This is a genomic window from Bradyrhizobium sp. BLXBL-01 (assembly GCF_051853025.1).
Lineage (GTDB): Bacteria > Pseudomonadota > Alphaproteobacteria > Rhizobiales > Xanthobacteraceae > Bradyrhizobium.
Map to the genome: position 1 here is coordinate 2,993,989 of NZ_CP182471.1, position 20,035 is coordinate 3,014,023.

Genomic DNA, 20,035 nt, shown 5'->3' on the forward strand with positions numbered 1-20,035 from the left:
TACAACGCTATGGGGAAATCATCGCGCGGAGGTGTCTTGCCCGGGCCCGATCGGCCGCGATAACATTCCGCCATGACCGAACAGCTCCTTCCGGTCGGCCCTGCCGACATCGACGCCGCGGCGCGCGTGATCGCGCCTTACGCCATCCGCACCCCGCTGTTGTCCTTCCCCGTGCTCAACGAGCGCGTCGGTGCCAAGGTGTTTCTGAAGCCGGAGATGCTCCAGCGCACCGGCTCGTTCAAGTTCCGCGGTGCCTTCAACAAGGTGTTCTCGATCCCGCAGGACAAGCGCGCCGGCGGGGTCGTCGCGTTCTCCTCCGGCAACCACGCGCAGGGCGTGGCGGCGGCGGCAAAAATCCTCGACATGCAGGCGACCATCGTGATGCCGGCGGATGCCCCGATGTCGAAGCGCGAGCGCACCAAATCCTACGGCGCCGAAGTTGTGCTGTACGACCGCGACAAGGACGACCGCGAGGCGATCTCGCGCGGCATCGCCGAGAAGCGCGGCGCGACGCTGGTCAAACCCTACGACGATCCCTTCGTGATCGCAGGGCAGGGCACCGCCGGCCGCGAGATTGCCGAGGACATGGCAACGCTCGGCCTCAGCCCCGACATCGTGGTGGCGCCGGCCTCCGGCGGCGGCCTGATCGCGGGCGTCGCCACGGCCGTGAAGGCGCGCTATCCGCAAGCCGAGATCGTGGTCGCCGAGCCTGAGGCCTTCGACGACCACGGCATCTCCCTGACCGCCGGCCATCGCGAGCCGCATCCGCCGGCTGGCCGCACCATCTGCGATGCGCTGATGGCGCTGATGCCGGGCGAGATGACGTTTGCGATCAACAGCAAGCTGCTCGCGCGCGGCGTGACGGCGTCGGATGCCGAAGTCGGCGCGGCCGTCGCCTTCGCCTATCGCGAGCTGAAGCTCGTGGTGGAGCCCGGCGGCGCGGTGGGTCTTGCCGCGCTGCTCGCCGGACGCCTGGACGTCACGGGGAAGAACGTGGTGATCGTGCTGTCCGGCGGCAATGTCGACGCGGATCTGTTCGCCGAGCTGGTGGCCTAGTCGTCTCCTTCTCACGGCCATCCCGGAATGAGAGGAACTAATATGAAGAAGGGGCAGAGCGTCGCCGCTCTGCCCCTTCTGTGTTTCTGTCGATCTTGAGGATCGAACTTTCCGCTTGCTCAGTGCAACCTCTCCCGCTTGCGGGAGAGGTCGGCACGCAGTGCCGGGTGAGGGCTTCTTCCTCTTGGGGATTGTCCCGTTGTGGTGAGACCCTCTCCCCAGCCCTCCCCCGCAAGCGGGGGAGGGAGCAGACCGACTTCCTGCGCAATCAGTGCATGAAGCCGCCGCGACGGTTGCCGCCATTATTCATGCTCGGCGCCTGGTTCATCGACTGCCGGAAGTTGTTGTTGCTGCTGACCATGCGGTTCGGCATCGTGTTGAGCTGCGGACGGTTGGTCTGCACGTTGGTCCGCACCTGCACCTTGTTCACGGGGATAGTGTTGGGCTTCACGATGCCGGTGTTGCCGTTGTTGACGCGGATCGGCTGGTTCTGCGTCTGAAGGTTGACCGGCTTCACGTCGATCTTCGTGCCGGGATTCACCGGCACGTTTACGGTCTTGCCAGACGAGCCGTTGGTCGTGCCGGCATTGTTGCCGCCGTTCTGCGGATTGTTGATCGCAGGCAGGGTCACGATCTTGCCGATGCCGACCTTGCCATTGGTCGTGTGGGTCGGTGCGGGCAGGGTGACGATCTTGCTCGGGGTCTGCGACGGCGTGCCGTTCTGCGGGTTCGGCTGGTTGTTGCCCGCAGGCAGGGTGACGATCTGGCCGCCATTGCCGAGCTTGCCGACGACGTTGCCGTCGACCGGCTTCTGCACGACCGGCAGATTGCCGTTCACCTGCACGCCATTGCCCTGCTGCATCAGCGGCATGTATTTGGGCTGGCCGAGATTGCCGATCTTGATCGTCGGGGCAAAGTTCTGCGGCGCCAGGAACTTGGTCGCCTGCATCAAGGGGATCTGCTTCGGCTGCGCCTGCAGCTTCAGCGCGACCTGCGCATAGGGGCTGTTGCCGTAGCTGTCATAGAAGCTCTTGTAGGCAAGCGGGGAGTTGGCGAGCACCGCCTTGTGCCAGGCCTGCGAGATCAGCAGGTTCGTGAGCAGCCAGCGGATGTGGTCGCACAGCGGGTCGTGCGGATACATCTGGATGAACTCCTGATAATATTCCGGACGGCCCTCGGACACGACGTAGTCATAGGCCTGGCGCGTCGAGCGGCTCGGCAAATTGGAGGCCATCTGCACGACCGGCGTATTCACCGGCGCGCGGTTGGCGGCAATCGCAGTGTCGCCGAAGAACGTAAAGTCGCTCGTCAGCGACGAGCTCTCCCAGGGGATCTGCGCGCCGCTGGTGGTCTGGTTGACCTGCAGGCGCACGCGCTTGAACAGCTGCTCAATCGGCACGTTGGGCTCGCGCGCGACGTTCAGGAACGCCTGCGTGTAGGGGCTGTGACCATTGGTGCCGTCGAGCGCCTCAGTGCCCGGCGCGGTCGAGTAGCCGACGATCGAACCGTTCGGCGCATCGACGATTGCCAAGCCGCGGCCGGCGTCGTTGACTTCAGGGAACGGGTTGTTGCGGCAGGCATCGAGGATGACGATGCGCATGCGGCTCGGGATCGTCTCCAGCGTCGACATCACGTCGACGAGGCGCACCGAATTGTTGACGAGCTCGGTGGGGTTGGAGACCTTGGCATCGACCGGAACGAGATAGTTCTCGCCGGCGAGCTGCACACCGTGACCGGCGTAATAGACCATTGCCACCGTGTTCGGACCGCGCGAGGCGACCTTGGCGGAAAAGTCCTGGACGACGCGGAGCATGTCGTTCTGGGTCAGGTCGGTCGCTGCGACCACTTCGAACCCGGCGGAGTTCAGGAACTGCGCCATCGACTGGGCGTCATCGTCGGGATTCGCAAGCTGCGGCGCGTTCTTGTAGTTCGCATTGCCGATCACCAGCGCCACCCGCTGCTCCGGGCCTTGCAGCGCGGTGGGGGCAGGCTGCACCGGGGCGACCTGCGCGGAAACGGGCCCGCAGGCGAAGCCGAACAGGCTTCCCAACAGGCTCGCTGTCATGAAAAAGGGCTTTAGGCGGAACATGGCGTGCTCCTTTGGCACTCATCTCGATGCGAGATTGGTTGCGCGCAAGCTTGGCCGCGTTCGAGCCCTGCGGTCCGTGATCCCTGTCACCATGGCGGCCTCCGTGATCTGAATCACGCTCGGAACCTGTTATGGTTAGCGATCAATTGGGAGGAACCGCCGTCACATGCTGAAATCGATCGATCCGATCCTGACGCCAGACCTGCTCTGGCTGCTCGCCTCCATGGGCCACGGCGACGACCTCGTTTTCGTCGATGCCAATCACCCGGCCACCCGCATCGCGCAGAGCACCTCGTCGCAACGCTTGATCCAATTGCCGGGCATGACGATGGAGGTCGCCGTCCGCGCCATCATGTCGGTCTATCCGCTCGACGATTTCGATCCCGATCCGGTGCGTGTGATGATGCCGGTCGACGATCCCGACCGCGTGCCCGAGGTGCAGCGCGCCGTGCTCGCCGAGATCGAGCGCGCTGTTGGCCGCGCCGTTGCACCCGGCAAGCTCTCCCGTCCGGATTTTTATCGCGCGGCGGCGGCAGGCTTTGGCGTCGTGCAGGTCGGTGACAGCAGGGGCTATGGCTGCTTCCTGATCCGCAAGGGCGTGATCGGTTAGCGCGGCTGCGTTCGATCGACGCACCGCGTGATCGAAGCGGATGCGACATCATGTGCGATGCTCCCACGCGACCATCTGCCAGCACTCGAATTTGAATGGTCTTCCGCCAGGCGAGCGTCTATCGTCGATCCATGTCTCGCCTTCTGTGTCTCTTCGTTGCTGTCATCCTGTCGTTGCTGCCCGCTGTCGCGTCCGCCGAGCCCGTGCAAAAGCGTCCCAAGCCGGTCTGGAAGGGCTATGGGTTTCTGCCGGGCTATCGGCAGCCGCTCAGCAACAGCATCCCGCTCTACAAGCAGAAAGACGCCATGCGGCGCCTCGCGCGGACTGAACGTCGCCATTGGTACATCGACCCGGTTCCGCAATATTATCGCTGGGACGGCGAGTGGCACTATTTCGGCCGCCCCGGGTTCAACGGCGGTCGCTACAATGGCGGCAGCTTTGGCCCGTGCTGGACGCGCACGCCGATCGGGGCGGTGTGGAATTGCGGGTGATGAGGCGCTGACTGCGCCTACGCGTCATTGCGAGCGCAGCGAAGCAATCCAGACTGCCGCCGCGGAGACACTCTGGATTGCTTCGCTGCGCTCGCAATGACGGCGTGGGGAGTGCGCGTCGTCGCTTACGAAAAGAACGCGATCTTCTCGGCCTGGGTCATGCGGCGGATGGGGGCGAGCGGGTCGTTGGCTGGTGCGCGCGGCTTTTGCAGGATGCCGCTGGCGAGGATGGTGGCGCCGAGCGAGGCTTCGGGCATGGACGCAGGCAGGGGCGAAGGCATCGGCAGCGTTGCGGCCGGTGCTGCGGCGAACGATGCTGCTGCCGCCATGGCCGGCGCCTGCTGCTCCATCACTTCGGCGGCGGCTTCCGCGATGGCGTCGGTGAGGCGCGCGAGCGAGTCCAGCGCGATCGGCGCGTCCGCGGCGGGCTCTTCGGCGACGGCTGCGACGACCGGCTCGGCGACCGGCTGCGGATGCGCGGTGGCAATGGGCGCTGCGACATCCGAGGGCACCGGCTCCGGTGTTGCGGCGGCCATCTCGACCGGCTCGATGATCTCATCGAACTCAGGATCGGGCGCGGCCATCTCCAGCGCGATGGCTTCGAGAATGGCTTCGTCCTCGGCCTCGGCGGCGGCATCGAGCGAGAACTCCTCGCTTGCTTCCGTCAATGCCTCGGGCTCAGCGGCCGGCTCTTCAAACGCGACGGCTTCGAGTTCGGCATCATCAGGCGCGACGTTTTCGAGCACCGCGCTTTCAGCAGGTATCTGGCTGTCGGCCGCGATCTCCTGTGCAGCAGCCGCGTCCATGGCCTGCTCGGCGATGACGGAGGTCTCAGCGACGGCCGTTGCTTCGACAGCCGCCGCCTCGGCTTCCGGAGCTGCGGCGATCTCTTCGCGCGTCTCCGTAAAAGCCACTGCTTCGCCGGCCATCGCCGCCGGCGCCGCCTCGACGGGCGAGGCTTCCGCAGCGGATGACGGCACCTCCTGCGCCGGAGCCGGAGCCGCCTGCGGCGATGCGCCGCCGTCGAGCTGCTCGACCCGATCCTTCAACAAATCGAACGCGGCCTTGAGCTCGACGCGGGGATCGAGGGTCGAGATCTGCCCGCAGGCGGCCTCGATCGAGGCCAGCTGCGAATCAATGAGGTCGCAGATTCGCCCGTCGGCGCCGATCTCGCGCCAGCGCCAGGAGATCTCCTTGATGATGCGCACCCCGCGCGGGATCGGTGCGAGGCTCGCCTCGATCGCGGCGGGATCGAACGCGGCGAGTGCGATCGTCTCCGCCTCGCGGATGGCGCGGCGGATTTCGACCAGCGCCCCGGGCAGGCGGTCCTCGACGACCGGTTGCCGCTGTGCCGCAAGGGTTTCCTCGATTCGAGCGACCGCATCCAGCACCATGCTTGTGTCGGCATTGCGGTTGCGCTTGGCATATTCGCCGAGGAACCAGCGGCCGCGCGCGGTCTCCATGAAGGCTTCGCGGATCGCTTCGTAATCCTGCTCGTTCGGCTCCGCGGCGCGGGCAGACATGGGCGAGAGGGCGAATGCTTCGTTGGCCATGACAATCTCGTCGCGCAAATCAGTGCGCGTTACTGTAACGATCACCACGATATCGACCGAATCGCAATTGGTTTGATGCAGTCCGAATCACAAATCCCCATCGCGGCAGCGACGAAGCGGCGATTCGCCGTGAGCCTCGCCGTGTTCTATTCGGCCTTCTTTGCGGTTCTGGGCACGCATATGCCGTTCTTCCCGGTCTGGCTGAAGGCGATCGGCGTCGACGCGGCCTGGATCGGCATCATCAACGCGCTGCCGGCGATCACACGTTTCACCACGCTGCCGCAGGTCACGGCCTTTGCCGAAAAGCGGCATGCCATTCGCGCCGGCATCATGGTGTCGGCGCTGGCGACGGCGATCGGATTTTCGGTCGTCGGCCTGCAGCAGCAGCCGCTGGCGCTGTTCGTGATCTATGCGCTGACCTGCATGATGTGGACGCCGACGATGCCGCTGACCGATGCCTATGCGCTGCGCGGTGTCGCCCGCTACGGGCTCGACTACGGACCCTTGCGGCTGTGGGGCTCGGCGGCTTTCGCCGCCGGCTCGCTCGCCTGCGGCTATCTGGTCGACGTCATTGCTCCGCGCGAGCTGATCTGGGTCATCGTGGCCTGGGCTGTCGTCGCTGTTCTCGCCAGCCTGCTGCTCCAGCCGCTCGACGATCTCAGGCGCAGGACGCCGGAGCGGCCCGCCGGTAAGCCGCTGCTGCGTGATGCCGGCTTCTGGGCGGTGATCGCATCGGCCGCGCTGATCCAGAGCAGCCACATCGCTTTCTACACCTTCTCGGCCATCGACTGGCAGCTCCATGGCATCAGCGGGCTCACCATCGCGGTGCTGTGGACGCTGGGCGTGATGGCCGAGATCGTGGTGTTCGCGCTGTCGCCGCGCTTCTCGCTGCATCCGTCCACGCTGATGGCGATCGGCGGCGTGATCGCCGTGCTGCGCTGGATCGTCACCGCCAGCGAGCCGCCGCTCGTGCTGCTCGCGATCGCCCAGCTCGGCCACGGCTTCAGCTTTGGCATGACCATCCTCGGCACCATGAACCTCTTGGTGCAGCGCGTGCCGTCGCATCAGATCGCGCGCGGGCAGGGCTATTACGCCGCCTGCAACGGACTCCTGGGCGCGGCGACGTCGATCGCATCGGGCGCGATCTATGCCCGCATCGGTGATGGTGTCTATTACGTCATGGCCGCGATGGCCGCTGCCGGCGCGATCCTGATCTGGTCGGCGCGGCATCGCCTCACGGCTCAGCCCCAGAGCGAAGCGTCCGGCGGGTAGACCAGGCTGTCGTCATAACGCAGGCCGTGGTCGCGGTCGTGCGCGAGCAGCAGCGGGCCGTCGAGATCGACGAAGCGCGCCTGCGGCGTCACCAGCATCGCTGGCGCCATCGACAGCGAGGTTGCGACCATGCAGCCGATCATGATCTCGAAGCCGAGCGCCTGGGCGGCATCGGCCATGGCCAGTGCCTCGGTGAGGCCGCCGGTCTTGTCGAGCTTGATGTTCACGGCATCGTAGCGGTCGCGCAAGGGTGCGAGCGAAGAGCGGTCGTGCACGCTCTCGTCGGCGCAGACCGCCAGCGGGCGCCTGATCCGCGCCAGCGCCTCGTCTCTGCCTGCCGGCAGCGGCTGCTCCACCAGGGTAACGCCGGCCACGGCGCAGGCAGCGAGATTGTGTTCGAGATTGGCCTCGGTCCAGGCCTCGTTGGCATCCACGATCAGCTCGGCTTCGGGGGCGGCCTTGCGCACGGCCGCGATGCGCTCCGGATCGCCGTCGCCGCCGAGCTTGATCTTGAGCAGCGGCCGGTGCGCCGCCTTGGCGGTCGCTGCGGCCATGGCCTCGGGGGTCCCTAACGAGATCGTGTAGGCCGTGGTGCGCTCCCCCGGGGCCGGGCGGTCGAGCAGGTTCCAGGCGCGCAAGCCGGCCGCCTTGGCCTCGAGGTCGATCAGGGCGCAATCCAGGGCGTTGCGGGCCGCACCGGGCGGCATGGCGGCCTGGAGGGCCTCTCGCGTCAGCCCGCCCGCGACGGCCTCCTGCATGGCCTCAATCGCGGCCAGTGTCGCCTCCGGCGTCTCGCCATAGCGGGGATAGGGCACGCACTCGCCGCGGGCGGTCAGGCCGTCCCGGCTGACCTCCGCCACGACGGTGACGGCCTCGGTTTTGGCGCCCCGGCTGATGGTAAAGCTGCCGGCGATCGGGAAGCGCTCGATTCGCGTCGCCAAAGCTGCAAATTTCATGGAAGTCATTTTGAACTCTGGCGAAATCTGAACCTGCTAGTTACCTCTAGCAACTAACATTAACCACTTGGGGATACCTTCTCTGGGTAAGGGCGCGTGCGCAACCATCTGATTTTCTCCGCCCCGGCACGGGAGCGGACATGAGTGGCGATCCGAAGCTGGAACGGATTGCCAAGGGCAACGCGCTGGCGCTGTGCGCCACCGGGACCTGGACCGCGAGCTTTGCGCCGGTCCTGGAGCGGATGGTGACTGAGGCCGAGAAGCTCGCAGGCACCCCGCAAAGCATCTTCATCGACGTCTCCGAGGTCGCCAAGCTCGACACGTTCGGCGCCTGGCTGATCGAGCGGCTGCGCCGCAGCCTGACCAAGGGACCTGTCGAGGCGCAGATTGCGGGTCTGTCCGCCAATTATTCCAGCCTCGTGGACGAGGTGCGGCGGGTCAGGGCGGCGGCCGTGGTCGACAGCAACCCGATCACCATCTCCGGCATGCTGGAGCAGATCGGCCGGGCCGTGGCCGGCGTCGCCGGCACGGTGGCGGGCCTCGTCGACATGCTCGGCGCCGTGCTCGCGGCGTGGTTTCGCGTCCTGAGTCATCCGCGCTCGTTCCGCCTGACCTCGACCGTGCATCACATGGAGCAGGTCTGCTGGCGCGCGGTGCCGATCATCGTGCTGATCACCTTCCTGATCGGCTGCATCATCGCGCAGCAAGGTATCTTCCATTTCCGCCGTTTCGGCGCCGACATCTTCGTGGTCGACATGCTCGGCGTCCTGGTGCTGCGCGAGATCGGCGTGCTGCTGGTCGCGATCATGGTCGCGGGCCGTTCGGGGAGCGCCTACACCGCCGAGCTCGGCTCGATGAAGATGCGCGAGGAGATCGACGCGCTGCGCACCATGGGGTTCGATCCGATCGAGGTGCTGGTGCTGCCGCGCATGATGGCGCTGGTGCTGGCGCTGCCGATCCTGGCATTCCTCGGCGCCATGGCCGCGCTCTATGGCGGCGGTCTGGTGGCCTGGCTCTATGGCGGCGTTCAGCCGGAGGCGTTCCTGTTGCGCCTGCGCGATGCCATCTCGATCGATCATTTCATCGTCGGCATCGTCAAGGCGCCGGTCATGGCGGCCGTGATCGGCATCGTCGCCTGCGTCGAAGGGCTGGCCGTGCAGGGCAGCGCGGAATCGCTGGGTCAGCACACCACCGCGTCGGTGGTGAAGGGTATCTTCTTCGTCATCGTCATGGACGGCATCTTCGCCATCTTCTTCGCCTCGATCGGGATGTGACGATGGCAGGCGAGATACAGGATCCGATCATCCGCGTCCGCGACATCACCGTGCAGTTCGGCGCGACGCGCGTGCTCGACGGGCTCAACCTCGACGTCAAGCGCGGCGAGATCCTGGGCTTCGTCGGTCCCTCCGGCGCGGGCAAGTCGGTGCTGACGCGCACCATCATCGGCCTGGTGCCGAAGGTCGCAGGCTCCATCGAAGTGTTCGGCGTCGACCTGGATTCCTCGAGCACGTCGCAGCGGCGCAACGTCGAGCGGCGCTGGGGCGTCCTGTTCCAGCAGGGCGCGTTGTTCTCCTCGCTGACCGTGCGGCAGAACATCCAGTTTCCGATGCGCGAATATTTGCGCGTCTCGCAGCGGCTGATGGACGAGATCACCATGGCCAAGCTCACCATGGTCGGCCTCAAGCCCGAGGTCGCCGAGCGTTTCCCGTCGGAGCTCTCCGGCGGCATGATCAAGCGCGTGGCCCTGGCGCGCGCGCTGTCGCTCGATCCCGACCTCGTCTTCCTGGACGAGCCGACCTCCGGCCTCGACCCGATCGGCGCCGGCGACTTCGACGAGCTGGTCCGGACCCTCCAGCGCACTTTGGGGCTGACCGTTTTCATGGTAACCCACGACCTCGACAGCCTTTACACCGCATGTGACCGCATCGCCGTTTTAGGGAACGGTAAGATCATTGCGGCAGGGTCGATCGCCGACATGCAGGCCTCGCAGCATCCCTGGCTGAGGCAGTATTTCCATGGCAAGCGCGCCCGCGCGGTCATGGGTTGAGTAGCTGGGTTGAGTAGCCGGAGCACCTGATGGAAACGCGGGCGAATTACATATTGATCGGCTCGTTCACGCTGGCGGTGATCGCCGCCGCGGTCGGCTTCGTGCTGTGGTTTCAGTCGCTGCACACCACCAAGCAGCGCAGCCCGCTTCGCGTCGTGTTCGAGGGGCCCGCGGCGGGCCTGCGCAACGGCGGCAGCGTCAATTTCAACGGTATCAGGGTGGGCGAGGTGGTCTCCGTGAAGCTCGACAACCCGCGGCGGGTTGTCGCACTCGCGATGATCGAAAACAACGCTCCGATCCGCAAGGACACGCTGGTCGGCCTCGAATTCCAGGGCCTCACTGGTGTCGCCGCGATCTCGCTCAAGGGCGGCGAAGAGGCTGCAGCCCCGCCGCCGCTCGACCAGGACGGCATCCCGACGCTGACCGCCGACCCCAACAAGCTGCAGGACGTCACCGAGGCGATCCGCGCCACGCTGCAGAACATCAACAAGATCGTCGCGGATAATCAGGACTCGGTGAAGAACTCGCTGAAGAACCTCGAGACCTTCACCAACTCGCTGGCGCGCAATTCCGAGAAGATCGACGGCGTGATGGCGAAGGTCGACGGCGTCATGCTCAAGGCCGACAACCTCATGCTCGGCCTCAACACGCTGGCCGGCGGCAAGGACGGCGGCGAGCTGTTCCAGGCGGTGAAGTCGATCCGCGAGCTGGCCGACGATTTCGACAAGCGCTCCGGCGCATTGATGGCCGACGGCCGCCGCACCCTCGGCGACATCAGCCGTGCCGTGAACAATTTCGACCGCAACCCGACCCGCGTCCTGTTCGGCGCCAGCAATTCATCGCAACCCGCCCCGCCGCCCGAGCCGCCCAAGCCGGCGCCCGCCGCGAGCGGCAGGCGGTAGGTGGCGGGAGCGTTCGCACGAGATGAGAGAGGGCGCATGCTCTCTCCGCCGTCATTGCGAGCGAAGCGAAGCAATCCAGACTGCCGCCGCGGAGGCAGTCTGGATTGCTTCGTCGCTTCGCTTCTCGCAATGACGAGCTTGCGACCCGTGTCCCGGACGCGCTGCAACGCTCTTGGCGTTGCTGCGCAGAGCCGGGACCCAGAAAGCCACACCGTACGATGCCGCGTGGGCCCCGGCTCTGCAGCGCACCGCTAAGAAGCGCTGCGCTGCGTCCGGGGCACGAGAGCGCGGATGACGCACTCAAACAAAAACGGAGGCCGAGAGGCCTCCGTTTTCTTTCGCTGTTCGTTGCTATCGGCCGCTTACCCCAGGCGGCCAGCCGCGTGCGCTAGCAGCGTGTACACCAGGCCCGTCTCCGAGATCAGGTGGCTGCGCAGCTCCTGCGGTCCGCGGCCGTCGCGGGCGACTTCGTCGAGCAGGCGCTCGAACTCGGCGACGTAGCGGTCGACCGTGCCCTTGAAGTTGCGGTCGGCGCGGTACTTGCGGGCGACCTCGTCGAAGGCCTTCTGGCCGGCGGGCGTGTAGAGGCGCTTGGTGAAGGCCTTGTTCTCGCCGCGCTGGTAGCGGTCCCACATCTCGGCGGCGAGGTTGCGGTCCATCAGCCGGCCGATGTCGAGCGACAGCGATTCCAGCGGATTGCTGCTTGCCTGCGGGGCCTGCGGCTGCGGTGCAGGGGCAGCAGCACGGCCACGGGGAGCCTCACGGCCGTTCGGAGCGCCCTGGTTGGCGTCCGTGCGGTTGAGCAGGTCCGACAGCCAGCCGTCACGGTTCTGGTCGTTGTTGCCGGGCGCGACCGGCGGCGCTTCGGTGCGGCGCGCGGCCGGCATGCCGAGGTCCGGCGGCGGCAGCGTCGAAGCGCTGCCGATGTCGCGCATGCGGGTCTCCGGCGCGCGGCTGCCGACGGCGGCCAGCACCGGCTCTTCCTGGCGCTGCACGCTGGCGCGGCCCGCCGTGGTGACGTCGAGCCCGCGGCCGTGCTGGGCCACGATGCGGTTGAGCTCGGCGAGCGCCTCGATCTGGTCGACGATCACCTTGCGCATCTGCGCCGTGCTCTCGGCGGCCTCCTGCGGCATCTCGAGCACGCCGCGGCGCAGCTCGTTGCGGGTGGCTTCGAGCTCGTTGTGCATCTCGAAAGCCATCTGCTTCATGCTGGCGACGAGGTTGGTGAACTTCTCGGTCGACTGCTTGAACATCGCATCCGCCTCATCGGTGGTCTGGCGGTAGATGTCGTGCATGGCCTCGATGGTCTGCCGGTGCTCCTCTTCGGATGCCGCGCGCACCGCCTCGAACTGGCGGGTGATCGCGGCCGAGCCGGCGCCGGCGGTCTCGGCGACGACGCGGGCGATGTCGCGGGCGCGCTCTTCGGCAGCCGCCAGCGATTCATCGAGCAGGCCGGTGAAGCGCGACAGCCGCTGGTCGAGATCGGCCGTGCGCAGGTCGATCGTGGTGACGAGCGATTCCAGCGCCTGCTTGCGCTCGGCGAGCGAGGCGGTGGTGTTCTTGTTGCTCTGCTCGACGACCTGGGCGGCCTCGACCAGCGCCTGGCCGTGCTTGTCGAACTGGGTCGACAGCTCGCCGAGATCCTGCAGCGCCTTCGTGGTCTTGCTGTTGAAGACGTTGAGCTGCTCTTCCAGGTTCTGCGTCGCCGCGCCGTTGCGCGAAGTGACGTCGTTCATCGCCGAGACGAAGTCGGCGACGCGGGTCACCAGCGCCCGCTCGAGCGAGTTGAGATTGTCGTGCGCACCGGTCAGCACCTCCTGAAGCAGGATGTTGCCTTCGCGCAGGCGCTCGAACAGGGCGACCGTGTCGGTGCGCAGGATCTTGCTGGTCTCCTGCATCTCGGTGACGGCCGCAATCGAGACCTGGCGCGACTGGTCGATCGCGGAACGCGACGACTGCTCGAGATCCTTGAGCGACTTGCTGACCGCGCTGGTGGCGACCTCGCTCGCGGCGTTGATGGTGCGGGCGACTTCCGAGCCGTTGCCCATCATGGTCTGCGAGAAGGCCTGGCCGCGCGTCTCGATCGACTTCAGCGCGTCGGAGGTGACGCGGTCGATGTCGAGCGTGAGCTGGCTCGTCTTCGAGCCGATCGCGTCGACCAGCGCGCCGCGCTTGGCGTCGATCATGTTCGACAGACGGTCGGCCTGCTGCTGCACATAGGTGACGATCTCGTCGGTCTTGCCGGTCATGGCCTGGCCGAAGCTGGAGCTGGCGGCGAGCACCGAACGCTCGACGTCGGCCGAGCTCGACTTGACGCGCGAGCTCGCCTCGTTGGAGGCGGAGATCAGCGCGTTCTGGGCGTTGAGCGCGCTGGTCTGGATGTCGTTGGTGGCGTTGGCGGTGGCCGCGCTCAGCGTGCGCTCGATCTCGGTCGAGATCGTGCGGATCTGGCTCGCGGCGTCGGCCGAGGTCGAGGTCAGCGAGATCTGGGCCTCACGCGCGCTGTTCAGGATGGTCGAGGCGGTGTCGGCGCCGACCGCGGTCAGCGTGCGCTCGATGTCCGTCGTCAGCGACTTGATCTGGCTCGCTGCATCGGTCGAGGCGGAGATCAGCGTGCCCTGGGCCTCGCGAACGCCGCTGGTGAGCGCCTCGATGGTGGCGCCGCCGGCGGTCGCCAGCGCGCGCTGCATCTCGGCCGCGAGCGAACGGACCTGGCTGGTCTGCTCGGCCGAGACCGCGAGCAGGGTGCTCTGGGCGTCGCGGGCGCTGGTGGTGATCGTCTCGGCGGTGGACTGGCCGACCTGCGAGAGCGAGCGATGCACTTCGGCCGCGAGCGACTTGACCTGGCTCGCCGCGTCCGAGGACGCCGTCACCAGCGTGCTCTGGGCCTCGCGGGCGCCGCTCATGATGGTCTCGGCCGTCGAGGTGCCCGCCATCGTCAGCGAACGCTGCACGTCCGAGGACAGCGCCTTGATCTGGTTGGCGGTCTCGGTCGAGGCCGCGATCAGCGTGCTCTGCGCATCGCGGGCACCGGCGGTGATCGACTCCGCGGTGGCGGTGCCGGCCATCGACAGCGAGCGCTGCACGTCGGCGGTGAGCGTCTTGACCTGGTTGGCCGCATCCGACGACGCGGTGACGAGGGTGGTCTGCACCTCGCGCGCGCCGGCCAGGATCGAGGCCGCGGTGGCGGAGCCCGCCGCCGACAGCGTGCGCTCGACGTCGGCCGCGAGCCCCTTGATCTGGGTGGAGGCTTCGCCCGAGGCCGCGACCAGTGTCGACTGCGCTTCGCGGGCGCTGGTCAGGATCGAGTTCGCCGCACCGGTGCCGACCGCGGTCAGCGCCTGCTCGACCTCGGCGGAGGTCATCTTGAGCTGGGCGTTGACGTCGGAGGAGACCGTCAGCAGCGACTGCTGGGCGGTGCGCGCGCCGGTCTGGATCGTCTCGCTGGTGTTGACGACGAGGTTGGTGAGCGAGCGCTCGGCGTCCTCGACATGCGAGCGGATCGCAGTCGAGATCATCTCGGCGCGGGACATCATGTCCTCGCTGGCCTGGCGTCCGCTGCTTTCGATGCGGCCGGCGACGGCCTCGACGCGCGAGCCGAGCAGGTCCTCGAACTGCGCCACGCGCACGTCGATGTCGCTGGCGACCGAGCCGACCTTGGTCTCGATGGCCTGCTGGATCTCCTGGAAACGTGCCGTGACCGTGTCGGTCAGATGCGTGCTGCGGCCGTCGATGATCTCGGCGACGCCGGTGATGCGGCGGTCGACGGCCTCGATCGCCTGCGCGGTGCCGTCGGTGAGCGTCGAGCTCAGCAGCGTGAGGCGGGTGTCGATCGACTGCACGGCCTGCGAGGCGCCGTTGGTCACGGACGTGGTCAGGTAGGTGAGACGGGCGTCGATGGATTCGAGCGCCTGCGTGGCGCCGCCGGTGAGCGTCGTCGTGAGGTGCGTCAAGCGGGTGTCGATCGACTGGATCGTCTGCGACGCACCATCGGTCAGCGACGTCGTGAGGTGATTGAGGCGTGCATCGATCGTTTCGATGGCCTGCGACGCGCCGCCGGTCAGCGAGGTCGTGAGGTGGGTGAGGCGGGAGTCGATCGACTGGATCGCCTGCGCGGCACCGTCGGTCAGCGACGTCGCCAGCGTGTTGATGCGTCCGTCGATGGTTTCGGTCATCGACTTCGCGCGGCCGTCGAACGACTGCTCGAGCGCGGCGACGCGGCCGACGAGCTGCTCGTCGAAGGTCCTGATGTGGCCTTCGATGGTGCCGTCGAGGCTGGCGATCTTGCCGTTCAGCGAGGCGTCGATATTGCCGACGCGTTCGCCGATCGTGGTCTCGAACTGCGCGAGGCGCTGGTCGAGCACCGCCGTGATCTGGCCGCCGTTCGACGTGAAGCGGGTGTCGAAATTGTCGACATAGGTCTTCAGCGTCTCGGCGATGTCCTGCGTGCGCTGGCCCATGCGCTCGACGATCTCGCCGCCGAAGGTCTTCACGGTGCGGTCGAACTCGGAGATGTGGCGGGTGATCAGCGCGCCCAGCGTGCCGGAGTCGCGGGCGAACTTCTCGACCAGCTCGGTGCCCTGGTTCCTCACCAGCTCGTCGAACGCGCTCATCTGCAGCGACAGTGAATCGTGCGCGGTCTCGGTCTGGCTGACGACCTTGGCGACCAGGGAGTTGACGGTGGCGTCGAGCGCTTCGCTGGCCTTGTCGCCGCTCGTCATGATCTGGCCGGCGAGGCGGTTGCCGGCATCATCGATCTTGGCGGAGATGTCGTTGGAACGCAGCTCGAGCTCGAGCAGCAGCGAGTCCGACGAGTTCTTCAGGCTGTCGTGCACCTGCTCGGTGCGCTCGGAGATGCCGTCGACGATCGCGGCGGAACGCTGCTCGAACTCGCCGGTGATGCGGTCGATGCGCTCGTTCAGCATCTCGTGGACGCGATCGGCGAGGTCGACGAACTCGTCGTGGACGTGGCCGGTCTTGAAGTTGAGGCTGGTGGTCAGCCGCTCGCTGGCGTCGAGCACGGCGCGCGTGGTCTCGTTGCTGGCTTCCTCGAGGCGGTCGAGCAGGTCGCCGCCGCGCTCGCCGAGCGCCAGGATCATGTTGTCGCCGGCGTTGCTCAGCGCCTGGGTGATGTGGGCGCCGCGCTCTTCCAGCGCGCCGGTGATCGACTTGGCGACCTCGTCGACGCGGGAGGCGATCGCGTCCGAGATCAGCGCGATGTCGTGGCGCAGGTCGATCTGCACGCCGGAAATGGCGCTGCGAACCTGCTCGGCCTGGCCGACCAAATTGTCGCGCTGATGCGCGATGTCCTGAAGCAAAGCGCGGATGCGGACTTCGTTGTCGGAATAGGCGCGTTCGAGCGCGGCGACCTCGTTGGCAACCAGCGTCTCGAGCTCGCCGGCGCGCGCAATCGCACGCTCGATGCCGTCGCCCATCGCCGCGACCTCGCGGCGGATGGCCTGGCCGACGGTGACCATGGAATCGGCGGCCGAGCCTTCCGGCTCGGAGAAGCGGATCGCGACCTGCGCCATCGCCTGCGCGATCATGCGCATTTCCTGGCCGCGCCAGACGAGGCTGGCGAGGAAGTAGAACAGCATGATCGGCGCGAAGAACATCGCAACGAGGCCGGCGATGACGAGCACGCCGCCGCTCTGGCCCATGGCAGCCTGGATCGAGGGCAGGAAGCCGACGGTCAGCGCCGCGCAGGCGGCGAGCCAGATGCCGGCGAAGATGGTGGCGAAGGTGTAGACGCTGCGGGCAGGGCGGCCCTTCTGCAGCGCCTGGAGCAACTGACCGATGGTCTCGCGGTCGTCATTGGCGGGACGGCGCGCGGTGCGCGGCTCCTCGACCGGGTCGAACACGGTCGACCGTTCGTTCGCGGCGGGGCGCGGCTCGAAGTTCGGATCGTCAAACACCGGTGGCGCGGCTGGCGGCACCGGGGGCGCCGTTTCGTTGCGCATCGCGGCGTTGCGGCTGGTATCGGCCGCCGTGTCGCTGATGTTCAGGGCTTCCTGAATCGCAGAAAGCGCAACTTCTGTAGGGTCTTTGACCTTTTTCGGAGTGTTCGCCATGTTCAGTCCGAGCCCTCGTTACTTGTACGCGTCCCCCCGCGAGCCCTGCGCGCGGCGCAAGCCCACAGACCGGATCATGCCGCTTGCGCGGATCTCCGAGCCGTCCCCACCCGAACGGCTTGTCCGCCAATTTCTGCAACATCCTATTGGCAGAGCGTCGCGAATGAAATGCCCGCGATTAAGACATTCTTAATCATCGTTAACAGGATCGGGCCGTAACGCCTTAGCAATCAATGCAATTCTCCACTGGACTCGGCGGATTGCGGCAACTTTTCGTCAATAAACCGGCGGATCTGCGTCAATTTCCCCAAACATTTCGTTAACCATTTCCATGCTTGGGTGAGGGGAACCTGACCGCCGGACCGGCGGCCGTCGCGCGATGCCGGGGCCTGCGCCATGACGCCTGAACTGCAACGGATGGACTGGATGCCTTCGCCCCCGCTTGCGCCGATCGACAGCCCGCTCGACCTCGATCACCTCTCCCGGATGACGCTCGGCGATGCCGAGCTGGAGCAGGAAGTGCTGGCCATGTTCGCGGAGCAGGCGGCCCGTCTGCTCGCGGCGATGACAGCGTTGCCGGCCGAGACCGGCGCGCTCGCGCACAAGCTCAATGGCTCGGCGCGCGGGATCGGCGCCTTTGCGGTGGCCGATGCCGCAGCCAGCCTGGAGACTGCGATCCGGACAGGCCAGGGCCGGCCCCATGCCTTGGCCGCATTGAAGGAGGCGGTGGCCGAGGCCCGTGCCGCCATCGCGGCGATGCTGAAGCGTTGAGCCGATACGACCGGAGCCGGGCTCTAGTCGCTTGTTTTGACGCGTTTTCTTCCCGCAAAGCGGGATTCAATTCGCAACAAAACGCTATGGCGCCGGGCTGATCGACCCGTTATAGGACAGCCGGGACCCTCCTTCATTCAAAGCACCGCGGCAGCACGAGCACACATGGCCAAGATTCACTTTGTCGACCACAAGGGCGAAACCCGCACGGTGGAAATCGAGAACGGCGCAACCGTGATGGAAGCTGCGATCCGCAACAGCATTCCCGGCATCGAGGCCGAATGCGGCGGCGCCTGCGCCTGCGCGACCTGCCATGTCTATGTCGACGAAGCCTGGCGCGAGAAGGTCGGCAGCCCGACGCCGATGGAAGAGGACATGCTCGACTTCGGTTTCGACGTGCGCCCGAATTCGCGCCTGTCTTGCCAGATCAAGGTCTCCGACGAGCTCGACGGTCTCGTCGTGGCGACGCCCGAGCGCCAGGCCTGATCGTCTCCAAGCAGGCTATCCAAGTAGACTAGATGCTCGGCGGCGCGACCTCGATGCCGCGCTTGTGCCAGGGTCTGAGCTTCTCGATCACCTCTGCGGTCAGCGGCGCGGGTCGCCGCGTGGCCTCGTCGAGCAGGACGCCGACCGACGTCGCCGACGCAATGCACGTGCCGTTCGAGAACACGACCTGCTCGAATGTCACCGACGTTCGCCCGAGCTTGACCACGCCGAGGCCAAGCTCGATCGTGCTCGGCCAGTGCAGCTCGGCGCGAAAGTGCATGTCGAGCCGCACCATGATCCAGGCCAGGCCCGGCGGGGTCAGCCCGTATTCGGGAAGCTTCATCAGCGTGACACGGCCGGTCTCGAAATAAGTGGCGTAGACCGCGTTGTTGACGTGCTGGTTCGGGTCCAAGTCGCCGAACCGGACGTTGTCGCTGAGGCGAAACGGAAAGTCCTCGAGGTGCGGGGTCGTGTCGAGGCGGGCTGGTGCGTTCACCGGTTGATCTCCGTCATATCCATGCTCGTTACAGCCCAGTTATTCTGGCCCGGCAAGTGGGCGCGGCTGCGGGGCGAACCCGCTTTTATGCCTTCCCTGTTCCATCCCCGTTGGCTAGACAGGCAGGGTCACCTCTGCCCAACGGGCGCCGTCCAACCGATAACTACCGATAAAGAGACGACATGAGCGACGTGATCAAAACAGATGTGCTGATTATTGGCGCCGGCCCGTGCGGTCTGTTCGCCGCCTTCGAACTCGGCCTTCTCGACATGAGGACGCACTTCGTCGACATCCTCGACAAGGTCGGCGGCCAGTGTGCCGAGCTCTATCCGGAAAAGCCGATCTACGACATTCCCGGCATTCCGCATGTGTCGGGGCAGGGGCTGACCGACGCGCTGATGGAGCAGATCAAGCCGTTTCATCCGACCTTCCATCTCGGCGAAATGGTCGAGACCGTGGAGAAGATCGGCGATCCTTTGTTTCGCTGCACCACCGATGCCGGCAAGGTGTTCGAATGCAAGGTGGTGGTGATCGCGGCCGGCGGCGGCTCGTTCCAGCCCAAGCGTCCGCCGGTGCCGGGCATCGAGGCCTATGAAGGTACTTCGGTGCACTACGCGGTGCGCAAGATGGAGACGTTCCGCGACAAGAACGTGCTGATCGTCGGCGGCGGCGATTCCGCGCTCGACTGGACGCTCAATCTGCATCCGATTGCGAAGCGCATCACGCTGCTGCATCGGCGCGACGAGTTTCGCGCAGCGCCCCACAGCGTCGAGCAGATGCGCGCGCTGGTTGCCGGCGGCAAGATGGATCTGCGGCTCGGCCAGGTCACCGCGCTCTCCGGCGCCGACGGCAAGCTCGCCGGCGCGACCGTCAAGGGCAACGACAACAGCATCACCGAAATCGCCTGCGACACCATGCTGCCGTTCTTCGGGCTGACCATGAAGCTCGGCCCGGTCGCGAACTGGGGCATTGCGCTGGAGAACAATCTGGTGCCGGTCGAGACATCCGCGTTCGAGACCAACGTATCAGGCATCTTCGCGATCGGCGACATCAACACCTATCCCGGCAAGATCAAGTTGATCCTGTGCGGCTTCCACGAGGGCGCGCTGATGTCGCAAAAAGCCCATCGTTATGTCTATCCGGAGAAGCGGCTCGTGTTCCAGTACACGACCTCGTCCTCCAGCCTGCAAAAGAAGCTTGGTGTCAACTGACGGAAGCGTTCCGGGGCGGCGATG

At 66.4% G+C, this 20,035-nt stretch carries 15 protein-coding genes; 10 read left to right on the forward strand and 5 right to left on the reverse strand.

The window, feature by feature from the left end:
- Positions 1-72 precede the first annotated feature (72 nt).
- Complete coding sequence (locus ACNJYA_RS13590; protein WP_439403098.1) at positions 73-1,056, forward strand: threonine/serine dehydratase; 984 nt, start codon at positions 73-75, stop codon at positions 1,054-1,056.
- 268 nt (positions 1,057-1,324) lie between these two features.
- On the opposite strand, the gene ACNJYA_RS13595 is transcribed toward ACNJYA_RS13590, so the two are convergent.
- Entirely contained in the window at positions 1,325-3,145 is a 1,821-nt protein-coding gene (locus ACNJYA_RS13595) for a caspase family protein (protein WP_439403099.1), read from the reverse strand.
- 166 nt (positions 3,146-3,311) lie between these two features.
- Here ACNJYA_RS13595 and ACNJYA_RS13600 point away from each other — a divergent pair, with 166 nt between their 5' ends.
- On the forward strand, positions 3,312-3,755 hold the full coding sequence (locus ACNJYA_RS13600; RefSeq protein WP_172785277.1) for an RbsD/FucU family protein: 444 nt from the start codon (positions 3,312-3,314) through the stop codon (positions 3,753-3,755).
- Between the two features lie 131 nt (positions 3,756-3,886).
- Complete coding sequence (locus ACNJYA_RS13605) at positions 3,887-4,246, forward strand: hypothetical protein (RefSeq protein WP_246572060.1); 360 nt, start codon at positions 3,887-3,889, stop codon at positions 4,244-4,246.
- A gap of 125 nt (positions 4,247-4,371) precedes the next feature.
- Here ACNJYA_RS13605 and ACNJYA_RS13610 read toward each other — a convergent pair whose 3' ends face one another.
- Complete coding sequence (locus tag ACNJYA_RS13610; protein ID WP_439403100.1) at positions 4,372-5,799, reverse strand: hypothetical protein; 1,428 nt, start codon at positions 5,797-5,799, stop codon at positions 4,372-4,374.
- 75 nt (positions 5,800-5,874) lie between these two features.
- Here ACNJYA_RS13610 and ACNJYA_RS13615 point away from each other — a divergent pair, with 75 nt between their 5' ends.
- Positions 5,875-7,071 carry an MFS transporter gene (locus ACNJYA_RS13615; protein WP_439403101.1) on the forward strand — a complete coding sequence of 399 codons (1,197 nt, stop codon included), beginning with the start codon at positions 5,875-5,877 and terminating at the stop codon, positions 7,069-7,071.
- Here the strand turns inward: ACNJYA_RS13615 and dgcA are convergent.
- The gene (dgcA, locus tag ACNJYA_RS13620) at positions 7,041-8,036 is read right to left on the reverse strand and encodes an N-acetyl-D-Glu racemase DgcA (protein ID WP_212260252.1); all 996 of its coding nucleotides are present in this window, start codon (positions 8,034-8,036) and stop codon (positions 7,041-7,043) included. The genes ACNJYA_RS13615 and dgcA overlap by 31 nt on opposite strands.
- 131 nt (positions 8,037-8,167) lie before the next feature.
- On the opposite strand from dgcA, the gene ACNJYA_RS13625 reads away from it, so the two are divergent.
- From ACNJYA_RS13625 to ACNJYA_RS13635, 3 genes are read left to right on the forward strand one after another with little or no spacing between them, the layout of a single operon-like run.
- Positions 8,168-9,301, forward strand: coding sequence for an MlaE family ABC transporter permease (locus ACNJYA_RS13625; RefSeq protein ID WP_439403102.1), 1,134 nt, complete (start codon positions 8,168-8,170; stop codon positions 9,299-9,301).
- A gap of 2 nt (positions 9,302-9,303) precedes the next feature.
- On the forward strand, positions 9,304-10,074 hold the full coding sequence (locus tag ACNJYA_RS13630) for an ABC transporter ATP-binding protein (RefSeq protein WP_172785270.1): 771 nt from the start codon (positions 9,304-9,306) through the stop codon (positions 10,072-10,074).
- Between the two features lie 29 nt (positions 10,075-10,103).
- The gene (locus tag ACNJYA_RS13635) at positions 10,104-10,976 is read left to right on the forward strand and encodes an MlaD family protein (RefSeq protein WP_212260255.1); all 873 of its coding nucleotides are present in this window, start codon (positions 10,104-10,106) and stop codon (positions 10,974-10,976) included.
- A gap of 362 nt (positions 10,977-11,338) precedes the next feature.
- On the opposite strand, the gene ACNJYA_RS13640 is transcribed toward ACNJYA_RS13635, so the two are convergent.
- Entirely contained in the window at positions 11,339-17,047 is a 5,709-nt protein-coding gene (locus ACNJYA_RS13640) for a negative regulator of septation ring formation (RefSeq protein WP_439403103.1), read from the reverse strand.
- Between the two features lie 396 nt (positions 17,048-17,443).
- Here ACNJYA_RS13640 and ACNJYA_RS13645 point away from each other — a divergent pair, with 396 nt between their 5' ends.
- Both ACNJYA_RS13645 and ACNJYA_RS13650 read left to right on the forward strand, forming a co-directional pair.
- Complete coding sequence (locus ACNJYA_RS13645) at positions 17,444-17,818, forward strand: Hpt domain-containing protein (RefSeq protein WP_439366620.1); 375 nt, start codon at positions 17,444-17,446, stop codon at positions 17,816-17,818.
- 165 nt (positions 17,819-17,983) lie between these two features.
- A complete protein-coding gene (locus ACNJYA_RS13650; RefSeq protein ID WP_008143731.1) occupies positions 17,984-18,304 on the forward strand; it encodes a 2Fe-2S iron-sulfur cluster-binding protein in 321 nt (106 codons plus the stop codon).
- 28 nt (positions 18,305-18,332) lie between these two features.
- Here ACNJYA_RS13650 and ACNJYA_RS13655 read toward each other — a convergent pair whose 3' ends face one another.
- Entirely contained in the window at positions 18,333-18,800 is a 468-nt protein-coding gene (locus tag ACNJYA_RS13655) for an acyl-CoA thioesterase (protein ID WP_172785267.1), read from the reverse strand.
- Between the two features lie 182 nt (positions 18,801-18,982).
- On the opposite strand from ACNJYA_RS13655, the gene ACNJYA_RS13660 reads away from it, so the two are divergent.
- Positions 18,983-20,011 (forward strand): NAD(P)/FAD-dependent oxidoreductase, encoded by a 1,029-nt coding sequence (locus ACNJYA_RS13660; protein ID WP_439366621.1) that lies wholly within the window; start codon positions 18,983-18,985, stop codon positions 20,009-20,011.
- Positions 20,012-20,035 lie beyond the last annotated feature (24 nt).